This window comes from Pseudomonas sp. MPC6 (assembly GCF_006094435.1).
Lineage (GTDB): Bacteria > Pseudomonadota > Gammaproteobacteria > Pseudomonadales > Pseudomonadaceae > Aquipseudomonas.
Window position 1 is genome coordinate 1,963,187 of the sequence record NZ_CP034783.1, and the last position, 22,373, is coordinate 1,985,559.

The following is a 22,373-nucleotide window of genomic DNA, read 5'->3' on the forward strand; positions in this document are numbered from 1 at the left end:
CAGCTTAGAGGCTGTGCGATTGATTCTCAAGTGCTATTTTTGATTAGTTTGGGCCAATGATGCCGGGCTTCTCTTGCCAACGGATATTCTTTTGATATCATCCGCGCCATTCGGATTTGTAACACCAAAAGACTTCATTAGCCTGAAGGTAAAAGCCAGAAAAACTGGCAAAAAAAGACCCGGCAAAAAGCCGGGTCAAAAACCGTGATTAGCCTGATGAGGAGAGTGTCCAGTAGACCGACCTAAGGTCCCTTGGACAATCGACTGATCTCGCGACCAGCTGCATGCAATAATAATCATTCTCGTTTGCAAGTCAAATGATTTTATCTGCGCGATTGGAAAATTCTTTCCCGTCCTCCCCGAACACATCCTTTTTTCAGCCGTTCTGAGCACACTCCAGGGACCGGTCCACCAGCGCCCGGGCCATCTCGATCATGTGCACCGTCGAAAAAGCCAGATGCCGGTTGGCGCCCTGAAGGTTATTGCCCGACTCGTTGGCGGTGGCGGCTGCACAACGCAGCAGGTCCGAGGCATGGACCAGTGCCTCTTCGCTGCTGATATTGCGCCTCACATCAAAGAAGCGTTCTTCGACCACTTCGTCTGAAACAGCAGGTTTCAAGTAATAGTCCAGCGCTCGCTGCGCGGCCGCAAAGCCTTCGGGCGAGGTGAGGGTGGTGTCGATCGACAGGTCTGGCAGGTCATTGCCGGGGATGGTCATGGTCATGGCTAGCTCCGTGATGGGGTTCATATCCGTGAAACAATCCTAGTACAAATTGTATTTGTGACGAAAATTTAAATACTACAAGTTGTGTTTTGACGGCTGGAGGCACCCACGTATCGTGCCGCACATGGATAAATGGATTGAATTGGTCAAGGCCAAGATGAGTGAACTCAAAATCACTCAAGAGATACTCGCCGAGCGCGTCGGGATGTCCCAGGGGGGCATTGGCCATTGGCTGAACAAACGTCGCCAGCCGGGCATCGATGACATGAACCGGGTGCTGCAGGCGCTGGGCCTGGACTTTCTCGAGGTGGCGCTGGTGATCCGCGAGCCGGACGCCGCGAAGGCCGAGGGCCAGGACCTGGCGCAAAAGTACAACCCGTACTTCCGCTACCCGGTCAGTGGCTGGCGCGCCGCCACAGAGGTGCGTGAAGACGGGCCGGCGGCCTACGGGCAGGCGCGTTTCGAACGGTCCGATTACTCGGCGCTGGGCGCGGCATTCTGGCTGGAGGTGACAGGCGATGCGATGACGGCACCGACGGGCCTCAGCATTGCCGAAGGCATGTTGATCCTGGTGGACCCGGCCGTGGAAGCGCTGCCGGGCAAACTGGTGATCGCCCAATGGCCCGACAGCGCCGAGGCCACGTTTCGCAAGCTGATCGAGGAGGGCGGGCAGCGTTACCTGGTGCCGCTCAATCCGACGTACCCCAAAGCCCTGTACAGCCCGGAGTGCCGAATCATCGGCGTGGTGGTCCAGGCGACAATCAGGTTCTAGCCGGATCGGTCCGCGCCAGGCGCGGGACCGATCTTCAGCTCACGCTTCTTCCTTCAGCTCACGCTTCTTCCAGTTCGACCAGCGCACTGCCTTCGCTGACCATCTCGCCTTCCTGGCAATACAGCGCCTTGATCACCCCGGCATGGGGCGCACGGATGCTGTGCTCCATCTTCATCGCTTCCAGCACCACCAGTTGCGCCCCGGCTTCGACCGATTGCCCGGCCTCCACCAGCACGCGCACGATGCTGCCATTCATGGGCGCGGCAAGCCCGCCCTGATGGCTGTGGCTGGCTTCGACGGCACTGATCGGGTCGTAGGACTCGATGCGGCGCAACTCACCGGCCCAGTGCAGGTACACGCTGTCACCCCGACGGATCGCCCGATGCTGGCGGCGTACGCCGTGGTGCTCGGTCAGCAGTTGTTCGCCCTTGAGTTGCGCGGTGTGGGCATCGGCGCGGCCCAGGGTCAGGGCGCGGTCCTGGCCTTCGCAGCTCAGGTGCAGCGTGGTCTCGGCGGGCAAGCCGCAACGCAGACCGCTGTTGATCGCCCAGGGCGAACTTGGGTCATCGGCGCGCGGAGTCCCCGGCTGGCTTTGCGCTACGGCCTGGGCGGCGGCTTGCCAGAACTCCTCGCCGAGGTCCGCAGGGGCCGGCAGCAGTTGCTCCTGATAACGCGGAATGAACCCGGTATCCAGTTCCGCCGCGGCAAACGCCGGGTGGCCAATGATCCGGCGCAGGAAGTTGATGTTGGTCTTGAGCCCGCCGATCGCAAACTCATCGAGCATGCTCAACAACCGCAACCGCGCCTGTTCACGGTCCTCGCCCCAGGCAATCAGCTTGCCGAGCATCGGATCATAGAACGGCGAAATCTCGTCGCCTTCTTCCACGCCACTGTCGACCCGACGCCCCGGGCCGGGCGCGGATTCGCGATACAACTCCAGACGCCCGGTGGCCGGCAGAAAATCATGGCCCGGGTCTTCGGCGTACAGCCGCACTTCAATCGCATGGCCGAGCAGCGGCACCTGGTCCTGGGTCATCGGCAGCGCTTCACCGCGCGCCACGCGAATCTGCCAGGCCACCAGGTCGAGGCCGGTGATGGCTTCGGTGACCGGGTGTTCGACCTGCAGGCGGGTGTTCATCTCCATGAAGAAGAACTCGCCGCGCGCGTCCAGCAGGAACTCCACGGTACCGGCACCGACATAGCCGATGGCCTGTGCCGAACGCACTGCGGCTTCGCCCATGGCGCGTCGCAGTTCCGGGCTCAGGCCGGGGGCAGGTGCTTCCTCGACGACTTTCTGGTGCCGACGCTGAATCGAGCAGTCACGTTCATTGAGGTACAGGCAGTGGCCATGTTGATCGGCGAACACCTGGATCTCCACATGGCGTGGTTTGAGCAGGTATTTCTCCACCAGCATCCGCGAATCGCCGAACGACGACAGCGCTTCACGCTGCGCCGAGGCCAGCGCTTCGGCGAGCTGGCTGACGTCTTCGACCACTTTCATGCCTTTGCCGCCGCCACCCGCCGTGGCCTTGAGCAGCACCGGGTAGCCGATGCGTTCGCAGGCGTCGCGGAAGGTCTCGAGGTCCTGGGCTTCGCCGTGATAACCCGGCACCAGCGGCACGCCTGCGGTTTCCATCAAGGCTTTGGCCGCGGACTTACTGCCCATGGCGTCGATGGCCGAGGCGGGCGGGCCGAGGAAGATCAAGCCGGCGGCTTCGATGGCGCGGGCGAACCCGGCGTTCTCGGACAGGAAGCCATACCCCGGGTGGATCGCCTGGGCGCCACTGGCCTGGGCCGCGGCGATCAGCTTGTCGATCTGCAGGTAGCTGTCGGCGGCCTTGCTGCCGCCGAGGTCGACGCGGATATCCGCTTCCCGGCTATGGCGCGCGTCGCGGTCAGTGGCGCTGTGCACGGCCACGGTGGTCAGGCCCAGGGCCTTGGCGGTGCGCATCACCCGGCAGGCGATTTCGCCGCGGTTTGCCACCAGCAGGGTAGTGAGAACAGGTGCGCTCATCAACGCGACTCCTTGGGGGTGGTGGCGGCTTGCCAGTTCGGCGCACGCTTTTGCAGAAAGGCCCGCAGACCTTCCTGGCCTTCAGGGCTGACGCGGATCCGCGCGATCGCGTTTTCGGTGTAGCGGCGCAGCGCCGGGGTCAGCGCGCCGTTGCCGACTTCACGCAGCAAGTCCTTGCTGACGCGCATGGCCGCCGGGCTGTTGAGCAACAGGTTGTCGATCCACTGCTCGACCTTTTGTTCCAGTTCATTGCCCGGGTAGCTCTCCGACAACAAACCGATCTCCCGCGCCCGTTGCCCGCCGAAGCGCTCGGCGGTCAGCGCATAACGACGGGCCGCCCGTTCGCCGATGGCTTGCACCACGAACGGGCTGATCACCGCCGGGGCCAGGCCGATGCGCACTTCCGACAGGCAGAACTGCGCGTCGTCGGCACCGATCGCCATGTCGCAGCAACTGATCAGGCCCAACGCGCCGCCAAAGGCCGCGCCTTGCACGACGGCCAGGGTCGGGATTTTCAGCTTGGCCAGGTTGTACATCAACTCCGCCAGTTCCCGGGCGTCGTCGAGGTTGGTGTGGTAATCGAGCTCGGCCGATTGCTGCATCCAGGCCAGGTCGGCGCCGGCGCTGAAGTGCTTGCCGCGACCGCGCACCAGCAGAAAGCGCAGGCTGGCATCGCCCGAGACCTTGTCCAGGGCGAGGATCAGTTCGCGGATCATCTCGGCGTTGAACGCGTTGTTCTTTTCTTCACGGCTGAGCCACAGGGTCGCAAAACCCCGCGGGTCGGTCAGCAGTTCCAGCGTATTGAAGTCGCTCATATTCGTCCGTCTCCACGGCACTTTGTAGGAGCTGGCTTGCCAGCGAAGGCGGCCTTGAGCCCTGTCGCGCCCATGAAGACGCCTTCGCCGGCAAGCCGGCTCCTACAGAATCACATCAGACCCCATCAAATCCGATCAGGATCACATCAGACCCCATCAAATCCGATCAGAATTACATCAGACCCCATCAAATCCGATCAGGATCACATAAGGACCACATCAGATTCCGTCAGGATCACATCCGGAACACGCCGAAGCGGCTCGGTTCGATTGGCGCGTTCAACGACGCCGACAAGGCCAGGGCCAACACATCGCGGGTCTGCGCCGGGTCGATGACGCCGTCGTCCCACAGCCGAGCGCTGGAGTAATAGGGATGCCCCTGTTCTTCATACTGATCGAGAATCGGCTGCTTGATCTCCGCTTCCTGCTCGGCACTGAAACCCTGGCCACTGCGCTCGGCCTGCTCACGCTTGACCTGCACCAGCACCCCGGCCGCCTGCTCGGCGCCCATCACGCCGATCCGCGCATTCGGCCACATCCACAAAAAGCGCGGGTCGTAAGCCCGGCCGCACATGCCGTAGTTACCGGCACCGAAACTGCCGCCGATGATCACCGTGAACTTCGGCACCTTGGCGCAGGCGACCGCGGTCACCAGTTTCGCGCCGTGCTTGGCGATGCCGCCGGCTTCGTATTTCTGCCCGACCATGAACCCGGTGATGTTCTGCAGGAACAGCAATGGAATCCCGCGCTGACACGCCAGCTCGATAAAGTGCGCGCCTTTCTGCGCGGCTTCGGCGAACAGGATGCCGTTGTTGGCGAGAATCGCGATCGGGTAACCGTGCAAGTGCGCAAAGCCACACACCAAGGTCGTGCCGAACAGCGCCTTGAACTCATCGAACACCGAACCGTCGACCAACCGCGCGATCACTTCACGCACATCGAACGGCTGCTTGGCGTCCGCCGACACCACGCCATACAACTCGTCGCTGGCGTAGAGCGGGGCGATCGGCGTGCGCTGCTGCACCTCACCGAGTTTGCGCCAGTTGAGGTTGGCGATGCTGCGCCGGGCAATGGCCAGGGCGTGCTCGTCGCTCTCGGCGTAATGGTCGGCCACCCCGGAAATCTTGCAGTGCACATCGGCCCCGCCGAGGTCCTCGGCGCTGACCACTTCCCCGGTCGCGGCTTTTACCAGCGGCGGGCCGGCGAGGAAAATCGTCGCCTGCTGGCGCACCATGATCGCTTCGTCGGCCATCGCCGGTACATAGGCGCCACCGGCCGTGCACGAGCCCATCACCACGGCAATCTGCGGAATGCCCATGGCGCTCATGTTGGCCTGGTTGAAGAAGATCCGGCCGAAGTGCTCACGGTCCGGGAACACTTCATCCTGGCGCGGCAGGTTGGCGCCGCCGGAGTCCACCAGGTAGATGCACGGCAGGCGGTTCTGCTGGGCGATGGTCTGGGCGCGCAGGTGTTTTTTCACGGTCAGCGGGTAATACGAACCCCCTTTCACCGTGGCATCGTTGGCGACGATCATGCATTCGACGCCTTCCACGCGGCCGATCCCGGCAATCACGCCCGCGGCCGGCACGTCTTCGCCATACACCGCGTAGGCCGCCAGTTGGCTGATCTCGAGAAACGGCGAGCCCGGATCGAGCAGGCGATTGATCCGCTCACGGGGCAGCAATTTGCCCCGGGAGGTGTGGCGTTCTTGCGCCTTCGGGCCGCCACCTTGCTGCACCTGGGCGAGCAGGGTGTGCAGGGCGTCGACCTGTTTGAGCATCGCCGCGCTGTTGGCGGCGAACTCCGCCGAACGAGGGTTGAGCTGGGTATGCAAAATCATCGGGCTACTCCGTAGCAGCTTCAAGTTGCAAGCTACAAGTCAGAAGCAAGCGTGCAGTGTTCTTGCCGCTTGAAACTTGCCGCTTGCCGCTAACGAAATTCATTTCGTTTCGTTGAACAGTTCGCGACCGATCAGCATGCGCCGGATCTCACTGGTGCCCGCGCCGATTTCGTACAGCTTGGCGTCGCGCAGCAAACGACCGGCAGGGAATTCGTTGATGTAGCCGTTGCCACCGAGAATCTGGATTGCATCCAGGGCCATTCGGGTCGCACATTCGGCGCTGTACAGGATGACTCCGGCGGCGTCCTTGCGGGCGGTCTCGCCGCGCTCGCAGGCCTGGGCCACCGCATACAGGTAGGCGCGGCTGGCGTTGAGCTGGGTGTACATGTCGGCGACCTTGCCCTGGATCAGCTGGAACTCGCCGATGCTCTGGCCGAACTGCTTGCGGTCGTGGATGTACGGCACGATCAGGTCCATGCAGGCCTGCATGATCCCGGTCGGGCCGCCGGACAGCACCACGCGTTCGTAGTCGAGGCCGCTCATCAGCACTTTCACGCCGCCGTTGAGCGCGCCGAGGATGTTCTCTTGCGGCACTTCCACGTCATCGAAGAACAGCTCGCAGGTGTTGGAACCGCGCATGCCCAGCTTGTCGAATTTGTTGCTGCGGGTGAAGCCTTTGGAGTCGCGCTCGACGATGAACGCGGTGATGCCGTGCGGGCCCTTTTCCAGGTCAGTCTTGGCGTAGATCACGTAGGTGTTGGCGTCCGGCCCGTTGGTGATCCAGGTCTTGCTGCCGTTGAGCACGTAGTGATCGCCGCGCTTGTCGGCGCGCAGCTTCATCGACACCACGTCGGAGCCGGCATTCGGCTCGCTCATGGCCAGGGCGCCGATGTGCTCGCCGCTGATCAGCTTCGGCAGGTACTTGGTTTTCTGCTCGTGATTGCCGTTGCGGTTGATCTGATTCACGCACAGGTTGGAATGCGCACCGTAGGACAGCGCCACCGACGCCGAGCCGCGGCTGATTTCTTCCATGATCACCACGTGCGCCAGGTAACCCAGGCCGGCGCCGCCGTACTCTTCCGGCACGGTGACCCCCAGCAGGCCCATGTCGCCGAACTTGCGCCACAGGTCCGCCGGGAACAGGTTGTCGATGTCGATCTGAGCGGCGCGCGGGGCGACCTCCTTGGCGACGAAGGACTGAACCTGATCGCGCAGCATGTCGATGGTTTCACCGAGGGCAAAATTCAGGGATGGATAGCTCATGGGTCACCTTTTGGCTTTTTTGTAGGGTAGGGGAGGGCCGCGATCCGGTTCTCACCTTTACGTTAACGTAAGCCTGTGACGAATGGCTGTCAATCACCCTTTACGTTAACGTCAACTTGAGCGACATTAGAGCCAGTTCAAGATGTAACCACGGACCACCTGTAGGAGCTGGCTTGCCAGCGAAGACGTCGGACCAGTCAACATCAATGTCGAATTTGCCGACCTCTTCGCTGGCAAGCCAGCTCCTACAAGGGACCATCCGCAGCTGAACCCTGTAGGAGCTGGCTTGCCAGCGAAGACGTCAGACCAGTCAACATCAATGTTGAACATGCCGACCTCTTCACAAACAAACCCGCCCCCACAGCGAACCGTAGCCAACCCATTAATAAACACAATAGGGGTCGTCATGGATCAACCCACTGCAAGCCCGCAGCGCAGCTACACCCGCGGTTCCCAGGACAAAGCCTTGCTGGCGATGACCATCGGCCAGGCGTTCGACAACACCGTCGCGCAGTACCCGACCGGGGAGGCGCTGGTCGTGCGCCACCAACAACTGCGCTACACCTGGCAGCAACTGGCCGACGCCGTGGACCTGCACGCCAGGGCGCTATTGGCCCTGGGCCTGCAAACCGGTGATCGCCTGGGCATCTGGGCCCCCAATTGCGCTCAATGGTGCATCAGCCAGTTCGCCAGCGCGAAAATCGGCGTGATCCTGGTCAACATCAACCCGGCGTACCGCAGCTCCGAACTGGAATACGTCTTGAAGCAAGCCGGCTGCCAATGGCTGGTCTGCGCCGGCGCCTTCAAGACCTCCGACTATCACGCGATGGTCCAGGGCCTGGTGCCGGAACTGGCGCAGCACGCCACCGGCCAAGTGCACAGCGAACGCCTGCCGGACCTGCGCGGGGTGATCAGCCTCGATGCCCAGCCGCCCGCGGGTTTCCTGCCCTGGTCGCAGCTGACCGATCTGGCCGGTAGCGTGTCCGCCGAGCAACTGCACGAACGCCAGGACAGCCTGCATTTCGACCAGGCGGTGAACATCCAGTACACCTCCGGCACCACCGGCTTCCCCAAGGGCGCGACCCTCAGCCACTACAACATTCTCAACAACGGCTACATGGTCGGCGAAAGCCTCGGCCTCACCGCCAATGATCGCCTGGTGATCCCGGTGCCGCTGTACCACTGCTTCGGCATGGTCATGGGCAACCTCGGCTGCATGACCCATGGCAGCACCATGATCTACCCCAACGACGCCTTCGATCCGCTGCTGACCCTGACCACCGTCGCCGAAGAACAGGCCACCGCGCTCTACGGCGTACCGACCATGTTCATCGCCATGCTCGACCAACCCCAGCGCGCCGAATTCGACCTGTCGAGCCTGCGCACCGGGATCATGGCCGGGGCCACTTGCCCGATCGAAGTGATGCGCCGGGTCATCAGCGACATGCACATGAGTGAAGTACAGATCGCCTACGGCATGACCGAAACCAGCCCGGTATCGCTGCAGACCGGCCCCTCGGACGACCTCGAGCTGCGCGTCACCACCGTCGGCCGCACCCAGCCGCAACTGGAAAGCAAAATCATCGACGAGGCCGGCAACCTGGTGCCCCGCGGCACCATCGGCGAACTGTGCACCCGCGGCTACAGCGTGATGCTCGGCTACTGGAACAACCCGCAAGGCACCGCCGAAGCCATCGACCAGGCCGGCTGGATGCACACCGGCGACCTGGCGAGCATGAACGACGAGGGCTACGTGTGCATCGCCGGCCGCAACAAGGACATGATCATCCGCGGCGGTGAAAACATTTACCCACGGGAACTGGAAGAGTTCTTCTTCACCCACCCGGCCGTGGCCGACGTGCAAGTGATCGGCATCCCGTGCTCGCGCTACGGCGAAGAAATCGTCGCCTGGATCAAATTCCACCCCGGCCACAGCGCCACCGAGCAAGAACTGCAAGCCTGGTGCAAAGAACGCATCGCCCACTTCAAGACGCCGCGTCACTTCAAATTCGTCGAAGAGTTCCCAATGACCGTGACCGGCAAGATCCAGAAATTCCGCATGCGTGAAATCAGCATCGAAGAACTGCGCATCAACAAAACCTGACCCCACCACCCCCTGTAGGAGCTGGCTTGCCAGCGAAGGCGTCGTCACAGCCAACATCGATATTGACTGACACTCCGCTTTCGCTAGCAAGCCGGCTCCTACAACTGATCGAGCATGCCCCGAGCCTCGTGACCGCCGCAGCCCCCCTGTAGGAGCTGGCTTGCCAGCGAAGGCGCCGTCACAGCCAACATTGATGCTGACTGACACTCCGCTTTCGCCAGCAAGCCGGCTCCTACAATTGATCGAGCATACCCCGAGCCTCGTGACCGCCGCAGCCCCCTGTAGGAGCGAGCTTGCTCGCGAAGGACGTTAACGATAACGAGTGCTGCCTGGATAAACGCGGTGCGCTGAAGTCCATCGCAAGCAAGCTCGCTCCTACAGAGGGAGAGGGAGAGGGAGAGAGGGGAAAATCACAAACCGCAGAAAGCACAAAGGGGAGCCGAAGCTCCCCTTTAATTTTGTCGTTACGTGCTCTTTTTTTATTATTGAGGGGCGGTCTGTTTTTGTTTTTAGCAACCGTGACCCTTTACCGCTGTTTTTATCGACCCCCATCCGGGATCAAGAGCAAACGTATTTTTTTGAGCGCTGATCTACTTTCTCGCCAAGCGATCCAACCAGTTCGGGAGCTACCTGAAGGTAGTTTTATTATTCTCTGCCCGGTTGCGGGTCACTCCGAAAAGCACCCTGAAAAGCACATCCTCTCCAAAAAAATCTGTTAGCTGCGTCTCTGCCGTGTTGTTTTTGTTATGTCAGAGTCGTTACGTCTTATTTTTATTAGGGTTGGAACATTTTTTTTTGTTCTTGTTATGCCATAGAGATAGCAGGAGCCGTGCCAACTTTTGAAAACCCTTTAAAATCAAGCAGTTGAGATTTTTCAGGATTTTCCCCGCCGCCAAAATTCACCGATTTGTTTCCGTGTTACTCGTTTGTCCCCCACATTCGGACGTTGCGGTAACACCCCGACACATCCGCCCACTCACTGCGCGCTACGAGCCCTGGCCACGCGCGAACCGCTGGCGCGTCCCAGCACCGTGCTGATCTGCTGGCCAGCCACAATCAAGGCCTCAAGGTCGATACCGCTGTCGATGCCCAGGCCATTGAGCAGGTACACCACGTCCTCGGTGGCCACGTTACCGCTGGCGCCCTTGGCATAAGGGCAGCCACCGAGGCCGGCGATCGAACTGTCGAACACCGCGACCCCCTCCAGCAGACTGGCGTAGATATTGGCCATGGCCTGGCCATAGGTGTCGTGGAAGTGCCCGGCGAGTTTCTCCCGCGGCACATCGGCCGCGACCACCTCAATCAGCTTGCGGGTAGCCCCGGCCGTCCCGGTGCCGATGGTGTCGCCCAGGGACACTTCATAGCAGCCCATGGCATAAAGCTCGCGCGCGACCCGCGCCACTTGCTCCGGCGCGACGTTACCCTCATAAGGGCAACCCAGCACACAGGACACATAACCCCGCACACTCACCCCGTGCTGCTTCGCCGCCTCCATGATCGGCACGAAACGCGCCAGGCTTTCACTGATCGAGCAATTGATATTGCGCTGGGAAAACGCCTCGGACGCCGCGGCAAACACCGCCACCTCCTTGACCCCGGCAGCCACCGCATCCTCAAACCCGCGAAGATTGGGCGCGAGCGCGGCATAGGTCACCCCGGGCTTGCGCTGAATCTGCGCAAACACCTCGGCGGAACCGGCCATCTGCGGCACCCATTTGGGCGAGACAAAACTGCCGACCTCGATATAACCCAGGCCAGCAGCGGTCAGCGCATCGACCAACCGCACCTTGTCCGCGACACTGATGGGTTGGGCTTCGTTCTGCAGACCGTCGCGAGGGCCGACTTCGACCAGGCGTACGTGAGTAGGTAGGGACATGGGAATCGACCTGTGCTGAATGATCTGAATACTGAGATAACCCCTGTAGGAGCGAGCTTGCTCGCGATGGACGTTAACGATAACGGGTGCCACCTGGATAAACGCGGCGCCCTGACGTCCATCGCGAGCAAGCTCGCTCCTACAGTGGAATGCATTGACCTACTGAACCGCCTGCTGACTCTTGATCGTCTGCTCCAACGCCTGACTGCAGCGCTCCTGAGCCGTATCCAACTCCAGCTTCATCTGCTCGATATCCAGCATCTGCTGCTCAAGCTGCTCCCGACGCTCGGCGATTTTGTTCAGCATGGTCTGCAACTGTTTCTGATTGCCGCCGGTAGGATCGTAAAGCTCGATCAACTCACGGCATTCCGCCAGTGAAAAACCAATACGTTTGCCCCGCAAAATCAACTTCAGGCTGACCTTGTCCCGCGGCGAATAGATGCGCTCCTGCCCACGCCGCTCAGGGCTGAGCAGCCCTTGCTCTTCATAAAAGCGAATGGCCCGGGTGGTGATGTCGAGCTCGCGGGCGAGGTCGGAGATGCTATAGGTCTGGCTGCTCATGGAAGCGCTCGAAAAAGGTCATGGCGCTAAGCTAATGGCAGGTTGACGTTTACGTCAAGGGGCGCAAGTCTTTCAACACCTCACACCCCAGGTATCCACCAACCTGCGGCGCCCCGGTATTCACTGACCCCCAAAGCCCCCTGTAGGAGCTGGCTTGCCAGCGAAAGCGTCAGATCAGTCGACATCAATGTTGAATGTGCTGGCCTATTCGCTGGCAAGCCAGCTCCTACAGGGGGCAAGCCCCCTTTACCACAGGCGAGCTCCCTGGCCACAGTATTTGGCAGCCCGAAAAGGTGAGTAGACACCTCAAAAACAAACCCGGGCGCATCAGCGCCCGGTTGTTTACCTTGGAACAGCCATCAGCGATTAAACCGCTCCACCAACGAATACTGGGTATTCGCCGTCTTCGTCAGCTCTTCACTCAACAACGCCGAGTGCTGCGCCTGCACCGAAGTCTGATCCGCCAAATGCGAGATGTTACTGATGTTACGGCTGATCTCTTCAGCCACCGCACTTTGCTCTTCAGTCGCCGCCGCAATCTGCGTGGTCATATCAGTGATGTGGGCCACCGCCTCACTGATCCCCACCAGCGCCTGATCCGCTTCCAGCACCCGCGCCACACCTTCCTCGGCCTGACGATGCCCGGCCTCCATGGTTTGCACCGCGGTACTGGCGGTGTGCTGCAGCTTGGCAATCAGCGCATGAATCTGCCCAGTGGACTCACTGGTACGTTGCGCCAGTTGCCGCACTTCATCGGCCACCACCGCAAACCCGCGACCCATCTCACCGGCACGCGCCGCTTCAATAGCCGCGTTCAACGCCAGCAGGTTGGTCTGGTCGGCAATGCCCTTGATCACATCCACCACGCCGCCAATTTCGTTACTGTCCTTGGCCAACTGAGTCACGGTCAATCCAGTCTCACCGACCACCGTCGACAAACGCTGAATGGCTTCGCGGGTTTCCCCGGCGATATCCCGCCCGCGACCGGTCAGGCGATTGGCTTCCTGAGTCGCATCCGCCGTGCGCTGCACATGGCTGGCAACTTCCTGAGTCGTTGCCGCCATCTGGTTGACCGCCGTCGCCACTTGCTCGGTCTCGACGCGCTGGCGTTCCAGGCCGGTGGAGCTGTTGTGCGCCAGGGTGTCGGACTGCTTCGCTTGCGCGCTCAGGTGCTCGGCGGTGTCCTGCAGACGAGTCAGGCAGGTTTTCAGACGGGCTTCCTGACTCAGAATCGACATCTCCAGCCGCGCCTGTGCGCCGCGACTGTCAGTGTACATCTGCGCAATCAACGGGTCCGACGTGGTCTGCTCGGCCAGGCGCAACAACCGCTTGAGCCCGCGCTGCTGCCAGCGCAACCCCAGCAGACCCAGCGGCACCGACAACCCGGCGGCAAGGGCAAAGCCCCATTGCGAATTCAACGACGCCCCGATCAGGAAACTCAGCTGGCTGACCAGAATGAACGGCAACCAATCCTGCAGCACCGGCAGCCACTTATCCATGGAAGGCACGGCGGACTTGCCCTGGTTGAGGCGCTGGTAAAGCGCTTCGGCACGTTGAATCTGCTCAGCCGTGGGCTTGACCCGCACCGACTCGTAACCGACCACCTGCTGGCCGTCGAACACCGGCGTGACATAAGCGTTGACCCAGTAATGGTCACCGCTCTTGCAGCGATTCTTGACAATGCCCATCCAGGGCAAGCCTTGCTTCAGCGTGCCCCACATATGTGCGAACACCGCAGAAGGCACGTCGGGGTGACGCACCTGATTATGCGGCGCATGGATCAGCTCCTCACGAGTAAACCCGCTGATCTCGACGAAGGCGTCGTTGCAGTAGGTAATCACGCCCTTGGCATCGGTGGTGGAAATCAACCGTTGCTGAGCCGGGAAGGTCCGTTCGCGTTGAGTAATAGGCTGGTTGTTACGCATGGCTATAGTCAGTCCGTGAGGCTTTGACAGGATGTCGGCGCGGTCACGGAATTGTTGAGTTTTTATTTTTCATCCACCCCTAAGCACCCCCCGAAGCCTGCGGCCGCAACCGCCGCCCAATCACCTCCAGCACATCACAGCCATCCCGCAACGGAACGGCGCAGAGCAAGGCAAAGTCACTGAGAATGAAAGACTCGCACTCGATCGAACCGCGCATGGACAGGTTTTCCAGCACCTGGGTCACGGCCTGAATTCGATGGTTGGCCGCGTCGACCAGCACATCCAGTGGCGCCTGGGTATCGACGAAGAGGGTGGGCATGTCACTGCAATTATTGGTGAGCGCCTTGAAGCGATTTTCCGGGTGGGGGGTGGGTTTTATGTAGGGTGAGTCTGAGGAGTTTGATGTCATTTTTTAGGGGCCTTGGAGAGTGAGTTCAGCTACAGCGTTGATGAGTCTTCAAGGGTTCCTACACCCTGCCACAGCATTGGCAGTGACAGCGAAAGATTACCCATGCAGCCCACTCCGCACCAGTTCATGCAAACCGCTAAAACTTGAAGGAAATCTCCGACGACTACGTCACGAAATTCCGCTGGCCGTAAGACCCACTCCGCGAACAAATCCCGCTCCAAAAATTCAACGCAAGCCCAAAAAATCAAGGCTTGACCGCCACTGATCACAAAGCAGTCACAAAATTCGTCAGGCTCAACAACGACGATTTCGAACCCACTTCCACACGCAAAACAAGGCGCGGAAAACTGTACGGTGAATCAGTGAGAAATGAAGTCAGGAAAGGTCTGTGCAGCGAGTAGGAAAATTCGCTCCAGTTTAAAACCGACGCTTCCTACGCACTCATCAGAAGCGTCCTATTTCCAACTAATTCAACTTCACCAAAGCTTCCAACCCCAGGACCAGGGTGGAAGCAAAGCCCTTCCTGATCGTCAACACACAGACCAGGAAGGCCTGAGCATGTCCATTCCCATACGTACCTTCTTCGACCACAGCCGCCACAAGCTGCACGTCCTCAACGCCGACTTGACCCTCGACGTCCTGGCCTTCCACGGCGAAGAACAGCTGAGCCAGCCGTTCCACTACGTCGTCGAATTCACCTGCACCAAACAGGACCTCGCCGCCGACCAGCTGCTCAACCGCGAGGCCCAGTTCAGCCTGCACCCCGTGCCGAAAAAGCTCACCTTCCTGACCAAGGACCTCAAGGTCAAACCGCTGCGCACCTTCAACGGCGTGATCACCGCCTTCAAACGCCTGTCCGGCTCCGTCGACGAAGCCCGCTATGAAATCACCCTTGAGCCGCGCCTGGCATTGCTCGCCCGCGGCCAGCAGTTCCGCCTCTATCAACACCAGTCGGTGCCGGAAATCGTCGAACAGATCCTGCGCAGCCGCCACGATTTCCGCGGCCAGGACTTTTTCTTCAAGCTCACGCGCACCTACCCCAAGCGCCTGCAAGTCATGCAATACGGCGAAAGCGACCCGGCCTTCATCGCCCGCCTGCTGGCCGAAGTCGGCATCTGGTACCGCTTCACCAGCGACGAGCGCCTGAAGATCGACGCCGTCGAATTCCATGACGACCAGCTGCATTACCAATCCGGCATCGAGCTGCCTTACCACTCACCCGCCGGCCTGAGCAGCAGCGAGCAGGACGGCGTCTGGTCCTTGCAAACCCACCACCAGGTGGTGGAACGCCAGGTCAATATCCGCACCTACCAGCACCGCGACGCCCGAGCTCACCTGGACGGCGAGATCGACCACACCCGCGGTGCGACCACCACCTACGGCGAGGCCTACCACTACGCCGAACCCTACAGCGCCCTCGGCGACCGCTACCAATTCTACGAAGACCTGCCGCCGGAAACCGGCTACTTCTACGCCCGTCTGCAACACGAACGCTACCTCAACGACCAGACCCGCCTCAGCGGCACCAGCAGCAGCGCGACCCTGGCTCCCGGTCAGGTGCTGAAAATCACCGGCGGCGCGCCCCAGGCCTTCGCCCGCGGCACGGTGATCACCCACCTCAGCACCCGCGCCGCCCGCGATGCCAGCTTCGAAGCCCAATTCGAGGCCATCCCCTATTCGGAAAGCGTGTGCTTCCGCCCGCCACTGCTGGCCAAACCGCAAATCGCCGGCACCGTCCCGGCGCGGGTCAGCAACCCGCAAAAACACGATCCCTACGCCGAAATCGACGTCGAAGGGCGCTACCGCGTGCAGTTCCTGTTCGACCGCGACACCTGGAACCCCGGCCAGGAAAGCATGTGGCTGCGCCTGGCCCGACCGTATGCCGGCGACACCCACGGCCTGCACCTGCCGCTGATCGCCGGCACCGAAGTGGCGGTGGCCTTCGAACAGGGCGACCCGGATCGGCCGTACATCGCCCATGCCCTGCACGACAGCGAACATCCGGACCACGTGACCCTGCGTGCGCGCAATTACAAACGCAACGTGCTGCGCACGCCGGCCAATAACAAGCTGCGGATGGAGGACACAAGGGGCGAAGAGCGCGTCAAGCTCAGTACCGAGCACAGTGGCAAGAGTCAGCTGAATCTGGGGCATTTGGTTGATGCCGAGCAGAAAAAACGTGGTGAAGGGTTTGAATTGCGCACCGATGGTTGGGGGGCGATTCGGGCGGGGAAGGGGGTGTTCATCAGTGCCGATCAGCAGGCCCAGGCGCAGGGGCCGGTCCTGGAAATGAGCGCGGCCATCGGCCACCTGCAGCAGGCGGGTGAGCAACTGCAGCAACTCTCTGTCGATGCCCAGGCCGCCAACGCAGATCCCGCCGACGTGACCTCGCAACTGAACCTGCTCCAGCAAGACCTGGAGCAACTCAAGTCGTCCGTGCTGCTGCTCAGCGCGCCCCAGGGCATCGCCCTCACCAGCGGCAAGCACCTGCAACTGGCCGCGCAAAACAACCTGATGCTCAACGCCGGTGGCGAAGCCGACCTCAGCGTGGTCAAGCGCTTGTTCATCGGAGTGGGGCAGGGACTCAGCCTGTTCGTGCGCAAACTGGGCATCAAGCTGATCGCCAACCAAGGGCCGGTAAGCGTGCAAGCGCAAAACGACACGCTCGAACTGATGGCCCGTCACGGCCTGGCGATCACCAGCACCGAAGACGAAATCCACATCACCGCCAAGAAGAAAATCACCCTCAATGCCGGTGGCAGCTACATCACCCTCGACCCTTCCAGCATCGAATGCGGCACGGCGGGTGACTTCAAAATCAAGTCGGCGCAGTTCGACTACAGCGGTGCAGCCCAGCAATCGCTGGAAATACCGCCGCTGGCTCAATTGTCCGAGCACAAAGCCGAGTCCGTGGAGCTCTCGGATTTCTCTGCCTGATTCCTACAAGACACAAGGAGTGAAGCACACCATGCGCGATTTTCTCATTTGGCTGTTTGGCACCGAGTCGTCGTTCGGTCGGCACTCACGATCTGCCGAGTTCGTGACTCCCATCCGACCCGCTCCCGCCTTATCGACGGTTGTGGCGGACACTTCGCCAGAGCCAGGCGCCGATGGATTGCAGCCACTGAAAAACTGGAGCCACCCGTTCAAAGACAAAGATCCCTCCAAGCACACACGCAACCCGTTGTTGCAACTGACCCATATGGCCAAAGCCGCAGCGGGCTATTACCCCCTCGGCCGCAGCGGCCTGTTTCACGGCGGCATACATTTCGACAGCGGCACCGCCGGCGCTCTGGATCAATCCAGCGTGCACTGCCTGGCCGACGGCGAAGTGGTGGCGTACCGCATCGACACGCAGGCGCCGACCACGGCTTATTCCATCAATAAAAAAACCGTAGAAAAGCCGTTCTCGCGCAATTTCGTGCTGGTCCGCCACTATCTTCAGCCACCGAAGATCAAAGGCAGCCCGGACACACCGCCCAGCCTGACCTTCTACAGCCTGTACATGCACCTGCAGGACTGGTCGGTGTACCACGAGGACGCCACCTTCACTCGTCCGGCGTTCTGGCCCGAGAGTCCGGTCCGCCGCGTCAAACAAACGGTGAAAGACGTCCGCCCGGGAAATCTTGAGCTGCGTGGCCTGAACGTGCGCACCCAGGACCGGAACGGCAAGGTGATTGACCTCTTGCCACGGGGCGCCGAGGTGACCGTCAGTGGCAAGGGGGACATGCGCAAGCTGGAGAACAGCCTCGGCCCCGCCAATCTGATCAGCGCCGATGGATCGCTGCGCGGCTATGTGTCCATGTCCGAGGTGCTGCTCATCGCCGGGGACGACTATTACGTCAAGGCGCTCGGGGGCTCGCTCAATGTCTACGCCGAACCGAGCTTTCACAGCGAGGTACTCATGGAACTGCCGGATGGCACGCGCTTCACGCTCAGTGGTGACGACTATTACCGCAAGCTGGAATGCATTGACCAGTACGTGCATTTCGCCTCGTTGCAAGGCGAGCAGAAACCGCTGGGGCCGGACCGGGTGGTGGTGCTCGACACGCCCGTCCCCATCAAAGCCGGGGAACTGATCGGCCATCTCGGCCTGTATCAAGGCAGCGGTGCGGAGAAGCCGGAAGAAAAGTTGCATCTGGAGGTATTCAGTGGCGATGGCGTCGAGGTGTTCATCAAGGCCAGTCGCGACTGGGCCCAGCGCCTGCCGGAAAAAGACAGAACCTGGCTGAAACTCGCCAAGGGCACCGCGGTAGTGCCTCATCAAAATAATGTCACCGCCGCGCAACTGAAAGTATTGAGTGCCGCCAGTCCACTCAGCGCGGCCGACTTGTTAATCCCCAAACGCGTGCTGGACGGCCTGTCGGCCGACAGAAAAATCCAGGTGACCGCGAGCGAAAGCCGCAAAGTCAGCAACTGGTATCGCCTGGAGGGGCTGCTCCACGGCGCCGACAACCACCTGCTCAAAGGCTGGGTGCGCGAAGAAGTCGGCGTCACACCCTGGGTCAGCCCTTGGTCGTGGGAAGGCTACGACATCATCGACGAATACGACGTCCCTCAGGAGTTCATGGCCTCATTCCTGCGCGCGGTTAAACGCCTGAGCGAAGCGCAACTCGAGCGTTTCGGCCCCATGGCGGATGAAGGGGACACGGGGCCGTTGAAGACCCGGCTATACGACATCATCGACACCGACCGCAATGGCAGGATGACGGCTGAAGAGCTGCGAACGGCAATCAGCCTGCCCGCCCATGCGCAGTCGATTTCACAGTTGATCGTCAATTGTGAAAGCGAGTGGTACTACAAGGCGGGCAAGTGGGGCCGGCTGGATGAGGTACTTGGCCACAGTGGTTCGACTCCACATTTGAATTGGTTGGCGGAGAAGCAGCGGATCAAGCAGATGTGTTGGTGGGGGGAGGTGGCGGCGAAAGTTGGGCTTCCGGCGCATGGAGAGGTTTATTACTTTCATCCGGTGGGATTGGTGGCAAATTTTCTTGTGAAAGATGAGTGCGCTTGCGGTTGTTGTTTTGGTGCGAAATTTATGAGTACACGTTATGGGCAGCAGTACGGCCCCGTTTACTGGGGGAACTTAAAACTTGCCGATTTCAAGGCCTGGGATGATTTAGTTAACACAGGCATGGTGACAATGGCGGAACGTATTATTCTAGTCGCGATGTCTGAAAACGAGGGGAATCTAGATGCCCTGCAGTCTTATGATAGTGAGATATTAACTGCGGGGGCCATGCAAAAGACGATCAATCCACAAGGTGCCGGAGAGCTGCCAGTACAGGTATATGAGTTTAAGCAGAAACATCCAGATCTTTATCAGTCGTTGTTCGCGGATTGCGGCTGGGAAGTCAAGACGGAGAATAGAAAACAATACCTTTACTATGATGGCGTTACCGGTAGCGAGCTGAAGGTTTTACTTCGGCAAGGCTTTAATCAGACCTCATTTGAGAGCAAGGCAAAACTAATTTCGAAGCCGTTGGCCGTGTTTGCTCATGCAATTAATACGAGTGAATACATCGTTAAACAGGTTTTGGATTTTGTTCAGCGCCTTCGCGCATCAATATCAATATCGCCAAGTGGATATAATTTATGGGTCGTTGGGGACTATGTTCGTTCAAATTTTGGAAGGTCCGTTGTCCTCGATCATCATGTTAACCGGCCCGGTAACGTTGCAGGTGATTTCGGTACTGCCGTCAAGACCTTCCTTATTAACAACCCGACTGTGTCTGAGAATCCAGCAGACTGGGGGGAAGACCATGCAAAGCATGAGGCTGCTTTGTTAGAAATATATGGTCCAACACGTCGTATGACTGATGCTGATCTTCGTTATCAAAGCTTAAAGGGCAAATTATGAGACCTTGCCTATTGATCCTACCAATAATCGTGTTCGGTTCTGGTAGTTATGGAAACGCATCAACTGGATCCGTTGAAGAAGAAAAATCAACGCGCATTTTGGACATTCGATATGGTGACCCAGTTGGTGAGCGATATCGCACGCTGACCATACTGAGCGATGGAAAAGTTGTACGAACTCTTGGTGGGGGCAATGAACGTGGCGGAGCGTTCGAGCGAACTGATCCGCCGCTTGTGTCGCCAAATGGTCACTTCGTCTTCTTGACTCAGGTTGAATCAGGTGAAGCGGGAACTCCAGACGGCTCGGTGATGCACCACGAGGTTGCTTATTGTGAATTGGTCGAAGTTCGCAGTGGCTGCATTGTGGCTAGAGAAACTGGTGAGTTCTGCGGCGGGACATTTACGAGGGGAGGGCTGTGGGACAATCCGATCTATCCTAATTTTAGTTTGGTCACAGAGATTCAGGGAGCAAAAGATTATTTGGAGGGGCGGCTGAAATTCACAGACTCTCCTATTTCATCCGTTGAAAATCTTTTGGTCTGCGATCCGCCCGATGCTGATAATGCGGATGTCTATCGCACTATTTTGAATAGTAAGCTCTTAAAGTTCGATAGCGCTCAGCGCGAACTCTTGGAGCGAAAAATGAAGAGTCATTAGTTTTCGTCCGGATTTTAGTTGTCGGTGGGGAGGCTGTTTTAGGGCGAGGTGCGCAAAAAACCATAGTCGATATCCCGTGCCGTCTCGATGAAAAGGTTTTAAGGGTGAAGGCGAGTTTCGAATGTTAACTCTAGGAATTCAGTGTGGTTAAAAACGTGGCTGAGTAGGAATAAGGCATGAAAAGTATAATTAGTGTTTGTGACAAAACTACCGGTGAGGAGGCCGTTTTCCCATGCTCAGTTGTAATGAAAGTCGTAAATCCCGGTATCAGCAGTTGCGCATTGATTTCACCCCTATCTGAAACGAGAGCGCGTTAGTCATGCCCGTCAGACTGGATAAAGTTCCACCTCTCGCGCCACGTCCTGCACGGCCTCGTATCTGGTTGTGGCTCGGCTTGCTGCTGTCGGGTTTGTTGTTGGGAGTCGGAGAGACCTTGCTGTTCGGCGACGAAACGTTGCACCAGAAACCTGATGAATTCTGGGGCCTGGCCTTAGGCGTACCGATCCTGAGTTGGTGCGTGCTGGGTTTTGGGCGAATGCTGTTTCATATGGGCGAACACGCTGCTGCCGATGGTTGGGATGAAGCGCGGGAAGAAGTCCTGATCCGCAAAATTCGACAGGGTCGACGCTCGCAGCAAGTGTTGGGTGTGAGCTGGTATACCGCGCTTCGAGCGCCAGGGGAGCCGCCGGCCGCACAACTGGATGCCTTGCTGAGCGCAACCATAGCCCTGAAATCTCAGCCGTCGAGGTTGGACCTGACTACTTTTAGTCATAGTCGCCTGTCAGCGGGTACGGACGCAGACCTCAAACGGACACTGCTGCGAATACTTGCACAGGTGCTCGCCGATTTGGCGCCAACCCTGGCGCGATTGCCTGATAGCGCGCCGCTCGCCCTGTTACTGGAAGTCGATAGCGGTTTGTCTGAGGACCAGTGGCGTCGAGTGTGGCGAAAGGCATGGGGCGAGTCCGGCATCCGCCAATTGACAGTACCCGTCGAAGGCAATGGACTGGCCGCGCTGGACCAATGGCTCGACCAGCGCATCGGCGACCAGGCCTTGCTGCTGGTGCTGGCCGTACAGCTTGCACCGGAACAGCCCGAGGGCACGGCAGAAGTCGCCGTCGGTGTGTTGTTCGGCAATCGTCTGACGCAAACCACCTTGGCGCCGATCGCCTACCTGCACCGTCCTGAGCAGGAGCGCCAGCCTACCGACGCCGATCTGCTCTATGCCACGCGTCAAGCCCTCGATTGGGTGCCGCTTGAAGCGAAGTCAATCGAGAAGACCTGGCGGGTGGGTATCGACCCACAACGTCATGCGGCCATCGCGACCGTGTTGGCTAAAGAACCCCTGTTGGGCAAGCAGGCGCCTTGCAACCTCGATGCGTTGCTGGGGCATCCCGGGAAAGCATCCCCTTGGCTGGCCATCGCGGCCGCGACGCAGACGATTGAGCGCGGTGCTGGAGCGCAATTCATCTTCAGTGGTGGTGGCCCTGCCACGGCCGGACTCTGGGGCACGGTCTTGATGCCTGTGTCAGCACTTTCTAAATAGGAATTTCG

General features: G+C 59.8%; 16 protein-coding genes. 7 read left to right on the forward strand and 9 right to left on the reverse strand.

Features of this window, described 5'->3' with window-relative positions:
- Window positions 1-376 precede the first annotated feature (376 nt).
- Window positions 377-718: a DUF3077 domain-containing protein gene (locus ELQ88_RS11280; RefSeq protein WP_138969495.1), complete on the reverse strand. Its 342-nt coding sequence runs from the start codon at window positions 716-718 to the stop codon at window positions 377-379.
- A gap of 130 nt (window positions 719-848) precedes the next feature.
- Here ELQ88_RS11280 and ELQ88_RS11285 point away from each other — a divergent pair, with 130 nt between their 5' ends.
- Entirely contained in the window at window positions 849-1,496 is a 648-nt protein-coding gene (locus ELQ88_RS11285) for a S24 family peptidase (protein ID WP_128869484.1), read from the forward strand.
- Between the two features lie 58 nt (window positions 1,497-1,554).
- Here the strand turns inward: ELQ88_RS11285 and ELQ88_RS11290 are convergent, their stop codons facing one another.
- From ELQ88_RS11290 to ELQ88_RS11305, 4 genes are all read right to left on the reverse strand, one after another.
- Window positions 1,555-3,510, reverse strand: a complete 1,956-nt coding sequence (locus ELQ88_RS11290; protein WP_138965061.1) for an acetyl/propionyl/methylcrotonyl-CoA carboxylase subunit alpha — start codon at window positions 3,508-3,510, stop codon at window positions 1,555-1,557.
- Window positions 3,510-4,325 carry a gamma-carboxygeranoyl-CoA hydratase gene (locus tag ELQ88_RS11295; protein WP_128869607.1) on the reverse strand — a complete coding sequence of 272 codons (816 nt, stop codon included), beginning with the start codon at window positions 4,323-4,325 and terminating at the stop codon, window positions 3,510-3,512. The genes ELQ88_RS11290 and ELQ88_RS11295 overlap by 1 nt, the downstream gene beginning before the upstream one ends.
- 235 nt (window positions 4,326-4,560) lie before the next feature.
- Window positions 4,561-6,165, reverse strand: coding sequence for a carboxyl transferase domain-containing protein (locus tag ELQ88_RS11300; protein ID WP_064676707.1), 1,605 nt, complete (start codon window positions 6,163-6,165; stop codon window positions 4,561-4,563).
- Between the two features lie 99 nt (window positions 6,166-6,264).
- On the reverse strand, window positions 6,265-7,428 hold the full coding sequence (locus ELQ88_RS11305) for an isovaleryl-CoA dehydrogenase (RefSeq protein WP_138965063.1): 1,164 nt from the start codon (window positions 7,426-7,428) through the stop codon (window positions 6,265-6,267).
- 406 nt (window positions 7,429-7,834) lie between these two features.
- Here ELQ88_RS11305 and ELQ88_RS11310 point away from each other — a divergent pair, with 406 nt between their 5' ends.
- Together ELQ88_RS11310 and ELQ88_RS11320 are read left to right on the forward strand one after the other, a co-directional pair.
- Window positions 7,835-9,532, forward strand: coding sequence for an AMP-binding protein (locus tag ELQ88_RS11310; RefSeq protein WP_138965066.1), 1,698 nt, complete (start codon window positions 7,835-7,837; stop codon window positions 9,530-9,532).
- Window positions 9,533-9,825: 293 nt separating this feature from the next.
- Window positions 9,826-10,251: a hypothetical protein gene (locus ELQ88_RS11320; protein ID WP_138965068.1), complete on the forward strand. Its 426-nt coding sequence runs from the start codon at window positions 9,826-9,828 to the stop codon at window positions 10,249-10,251.
- Window positions 10,252-10,508: 257 nt separating this feature from the next.
- On the opposite strand, the gene ELQ88_RS11325 is transcribed toward ELQ88_RS11320, so the two are convergent.
- From ELQ88_RS11325 to ELQ88_RS11340, 4 genes are all read right to left on the reverse strand, one after another.
- A complete protein-coding gene (locus tag ELQ88_RS11325) occupies window positions 10,509-11,408 on the reverse strand; it encodes a hydroxymethylglutaryl-CoA lyase (RefSeq protein ID WP_128869612.1) in 900 nt (299 codons plus the stop codon).
- Between the two features lie 159 nt (window positions 11,409-11,567).
- Window positions 11,568-11,969, reverse strand: coding sequence for a MerR family DNA-binding transcriptional regulator (locus ELQ88_RS11330; protein WP_128869613.1), 402 nt, complete (start codon window positions 11,967-11,969; stop codon window positions 11,568-11,570).
- Between the two features lie 359 nt (window positions 11,970-12,328).
- On the reverse strand, window positions 12,329-13,894 hold the full coding sequence (locus tag ELQ88_RS11335) for a PAS domain-containing methyl-accepting chemotaxis protein (RefSeq protein ID WP_128869614.1): 1,566 nt from the start codon (window positions 13,892-13,894) through the stop codon (window positions 12,329-12,331).
- A 79-nt stretch (window positions 13,895-13,973) separates the two neighbouring features.
- On the reverse strand, window positions 13,974-14,303 hold the full coding sequence (locus ELQ88_RS11340) for a hypothetical protein (RefSeq protein ID WP_138965070.1): 330 nt from the start codon (window positions 14,301-14,303) through the stop codon (window positions 13,974-13,976).
- A gap of 558 nt (window positions 14,304-14,861) precedes the next feature.
- Here ELQ88_RS11340 and vgrG point away from each other — a divergent pair.
- The 4 genes from vgrG (at window position 14,862) to ELQ88_RS11360 (ending at window position 22,365) form a co-directional block, all read left to right on the forward strand.
- Window positions 14,862-17,240: a type VI secretion system Vgr family protein gene (vgrG, locus tag ELQ88_RS11345; protein ID WP_138965072.1), complete on the forward strand. Its 2,379-nt coding sequence runs from the start codon at window positions 14,862-14,864 to the stop codon at window positions 17,238-17,240.
- A gap of 31 nt (window positions 17,241-17,271) precedes the next feature.
- Window positions 17,272-20,163, forward strand: a complete 2,892-nt coding sequence (locus tag ELQ88_RS34590) for a hypothetical protein (RefSeq protein WP_228761594.1) — start codon at window positions 17,272-17,274, stop codon at window positions 20,161-20,163.
- Between the two features lie 11 nt (window positions 20,164-20,174).
- Window positions 20,175-20,819: a hypothetical protein gene (locus tag ELQ88_RS11355; RefSeq protein WP_138965074.1), complete on the forward strand. Its 645-nt coding sequence runs from the start codon at window positions 20,175-20,177 to the stop codon at window positions 20,817-20,819.
- 433 nt (window positions 20,820-21,252) lie between these two features.
- A complete protein-coding gene (locus tag ELQ88_RS11360) occupies window positions 21,253-22,365 on the forward strand; it encodes a hypothetical protein (RefSeq protein WP_346342816.1) in 1,113 nt (370 codons plus the stop codon).
- Window positions 22,366-22,373: the final 8 nt, after the last annotated feature.

Coding starts and splice junctions, on each gene's coding strand:
- ELQ88_RS11280 (WP_138969495.1), bottom strand. CDS start 718: ATGACCATCCCCGGCAATGACCTGCCAGACCTGTCGATCGACACCACC.
- ELQ88_RS11285 (WP_128869484.1), top strand. CDS start 849: ATGGATAAATGGATTGAATTGGTCAAGGCCAAGATGAGTGAACTCAAA.
- ELQ88_RS11290 (WP_138965061.1), bottom strand. CDS start 3,510: ATGAGCGCACCTGTTCTCACTACCCTGCTGGTGGCAAACCGCGGCGAA.
- ELQ88_RS11295 (WP_128869607.1), bottom strand. CDS start 4,325: ATGAGCGACTTCAATACGCTGGAACTGCTGACCGACCCGCGGGGTTTT.
- ELQ88_RS11300 (WP_064676707.1), bottom strand. CDS start 6,165: ATGATTTTGCATACCCAGCTCAACCCTCGTTCGGCGGAGTTCGCCGCC.
- ELQ88_RS11305 (WP_138965063.1), bottom strand. CDS start 7,428: ATGAGCTATCCATCCCTGAATTTTGCCCTCGGTGAAACCATCGACATG.
- ELQ88_RS11310 (WP_138965066.1), top strand. CDS start 7,835: ATGGATCAACCCACTGCAAGCCCGCAGCGCAGCTACACCCGCGGTTCC.
- ELQ88_RS11325 (WP_128869612.1), bottom strand. CDS start 11,408: ATGTCCCTACCTACTCACGTACGCCTGGTCGAAGTCGGCCCTCGCGAC.
- ELQ88_RS11330 (WP_128869613.1), bottom strand. CDS start 11,969: ATGAGCAGCCAGACCTATAGCATCTCCGACCTCGCCCGCGAGCTCGAC.
- ELQ88_RS11335 (WP_128869614.1), bottom strand. CDS start 13,894: ATGCGTAACAACCAGCCTATTACTCAACGCGAACGGACCTTCCCGGCT.
- ELQ88_RS11340 (WP_138965070.1), bottom strand. CDS start 14,303: ATGACATCAAACTCCTCAGACTCACCCTACATAAAACCCACCCCCCAC.
- vgrG (WP_138965072.1), top strand. CDS start 14,862: ATGTCCATTCCCATACGTACCTTCTTCGACCACAGCCGCCACAAGCTG.
- ELQ88_RS34590 (WP_228761594.1), top strand. CDS start 17,272: ATGCGCGATTTTCTCATTTGGCTGTTTGGCACCGAGTCGTCGTTCGGT.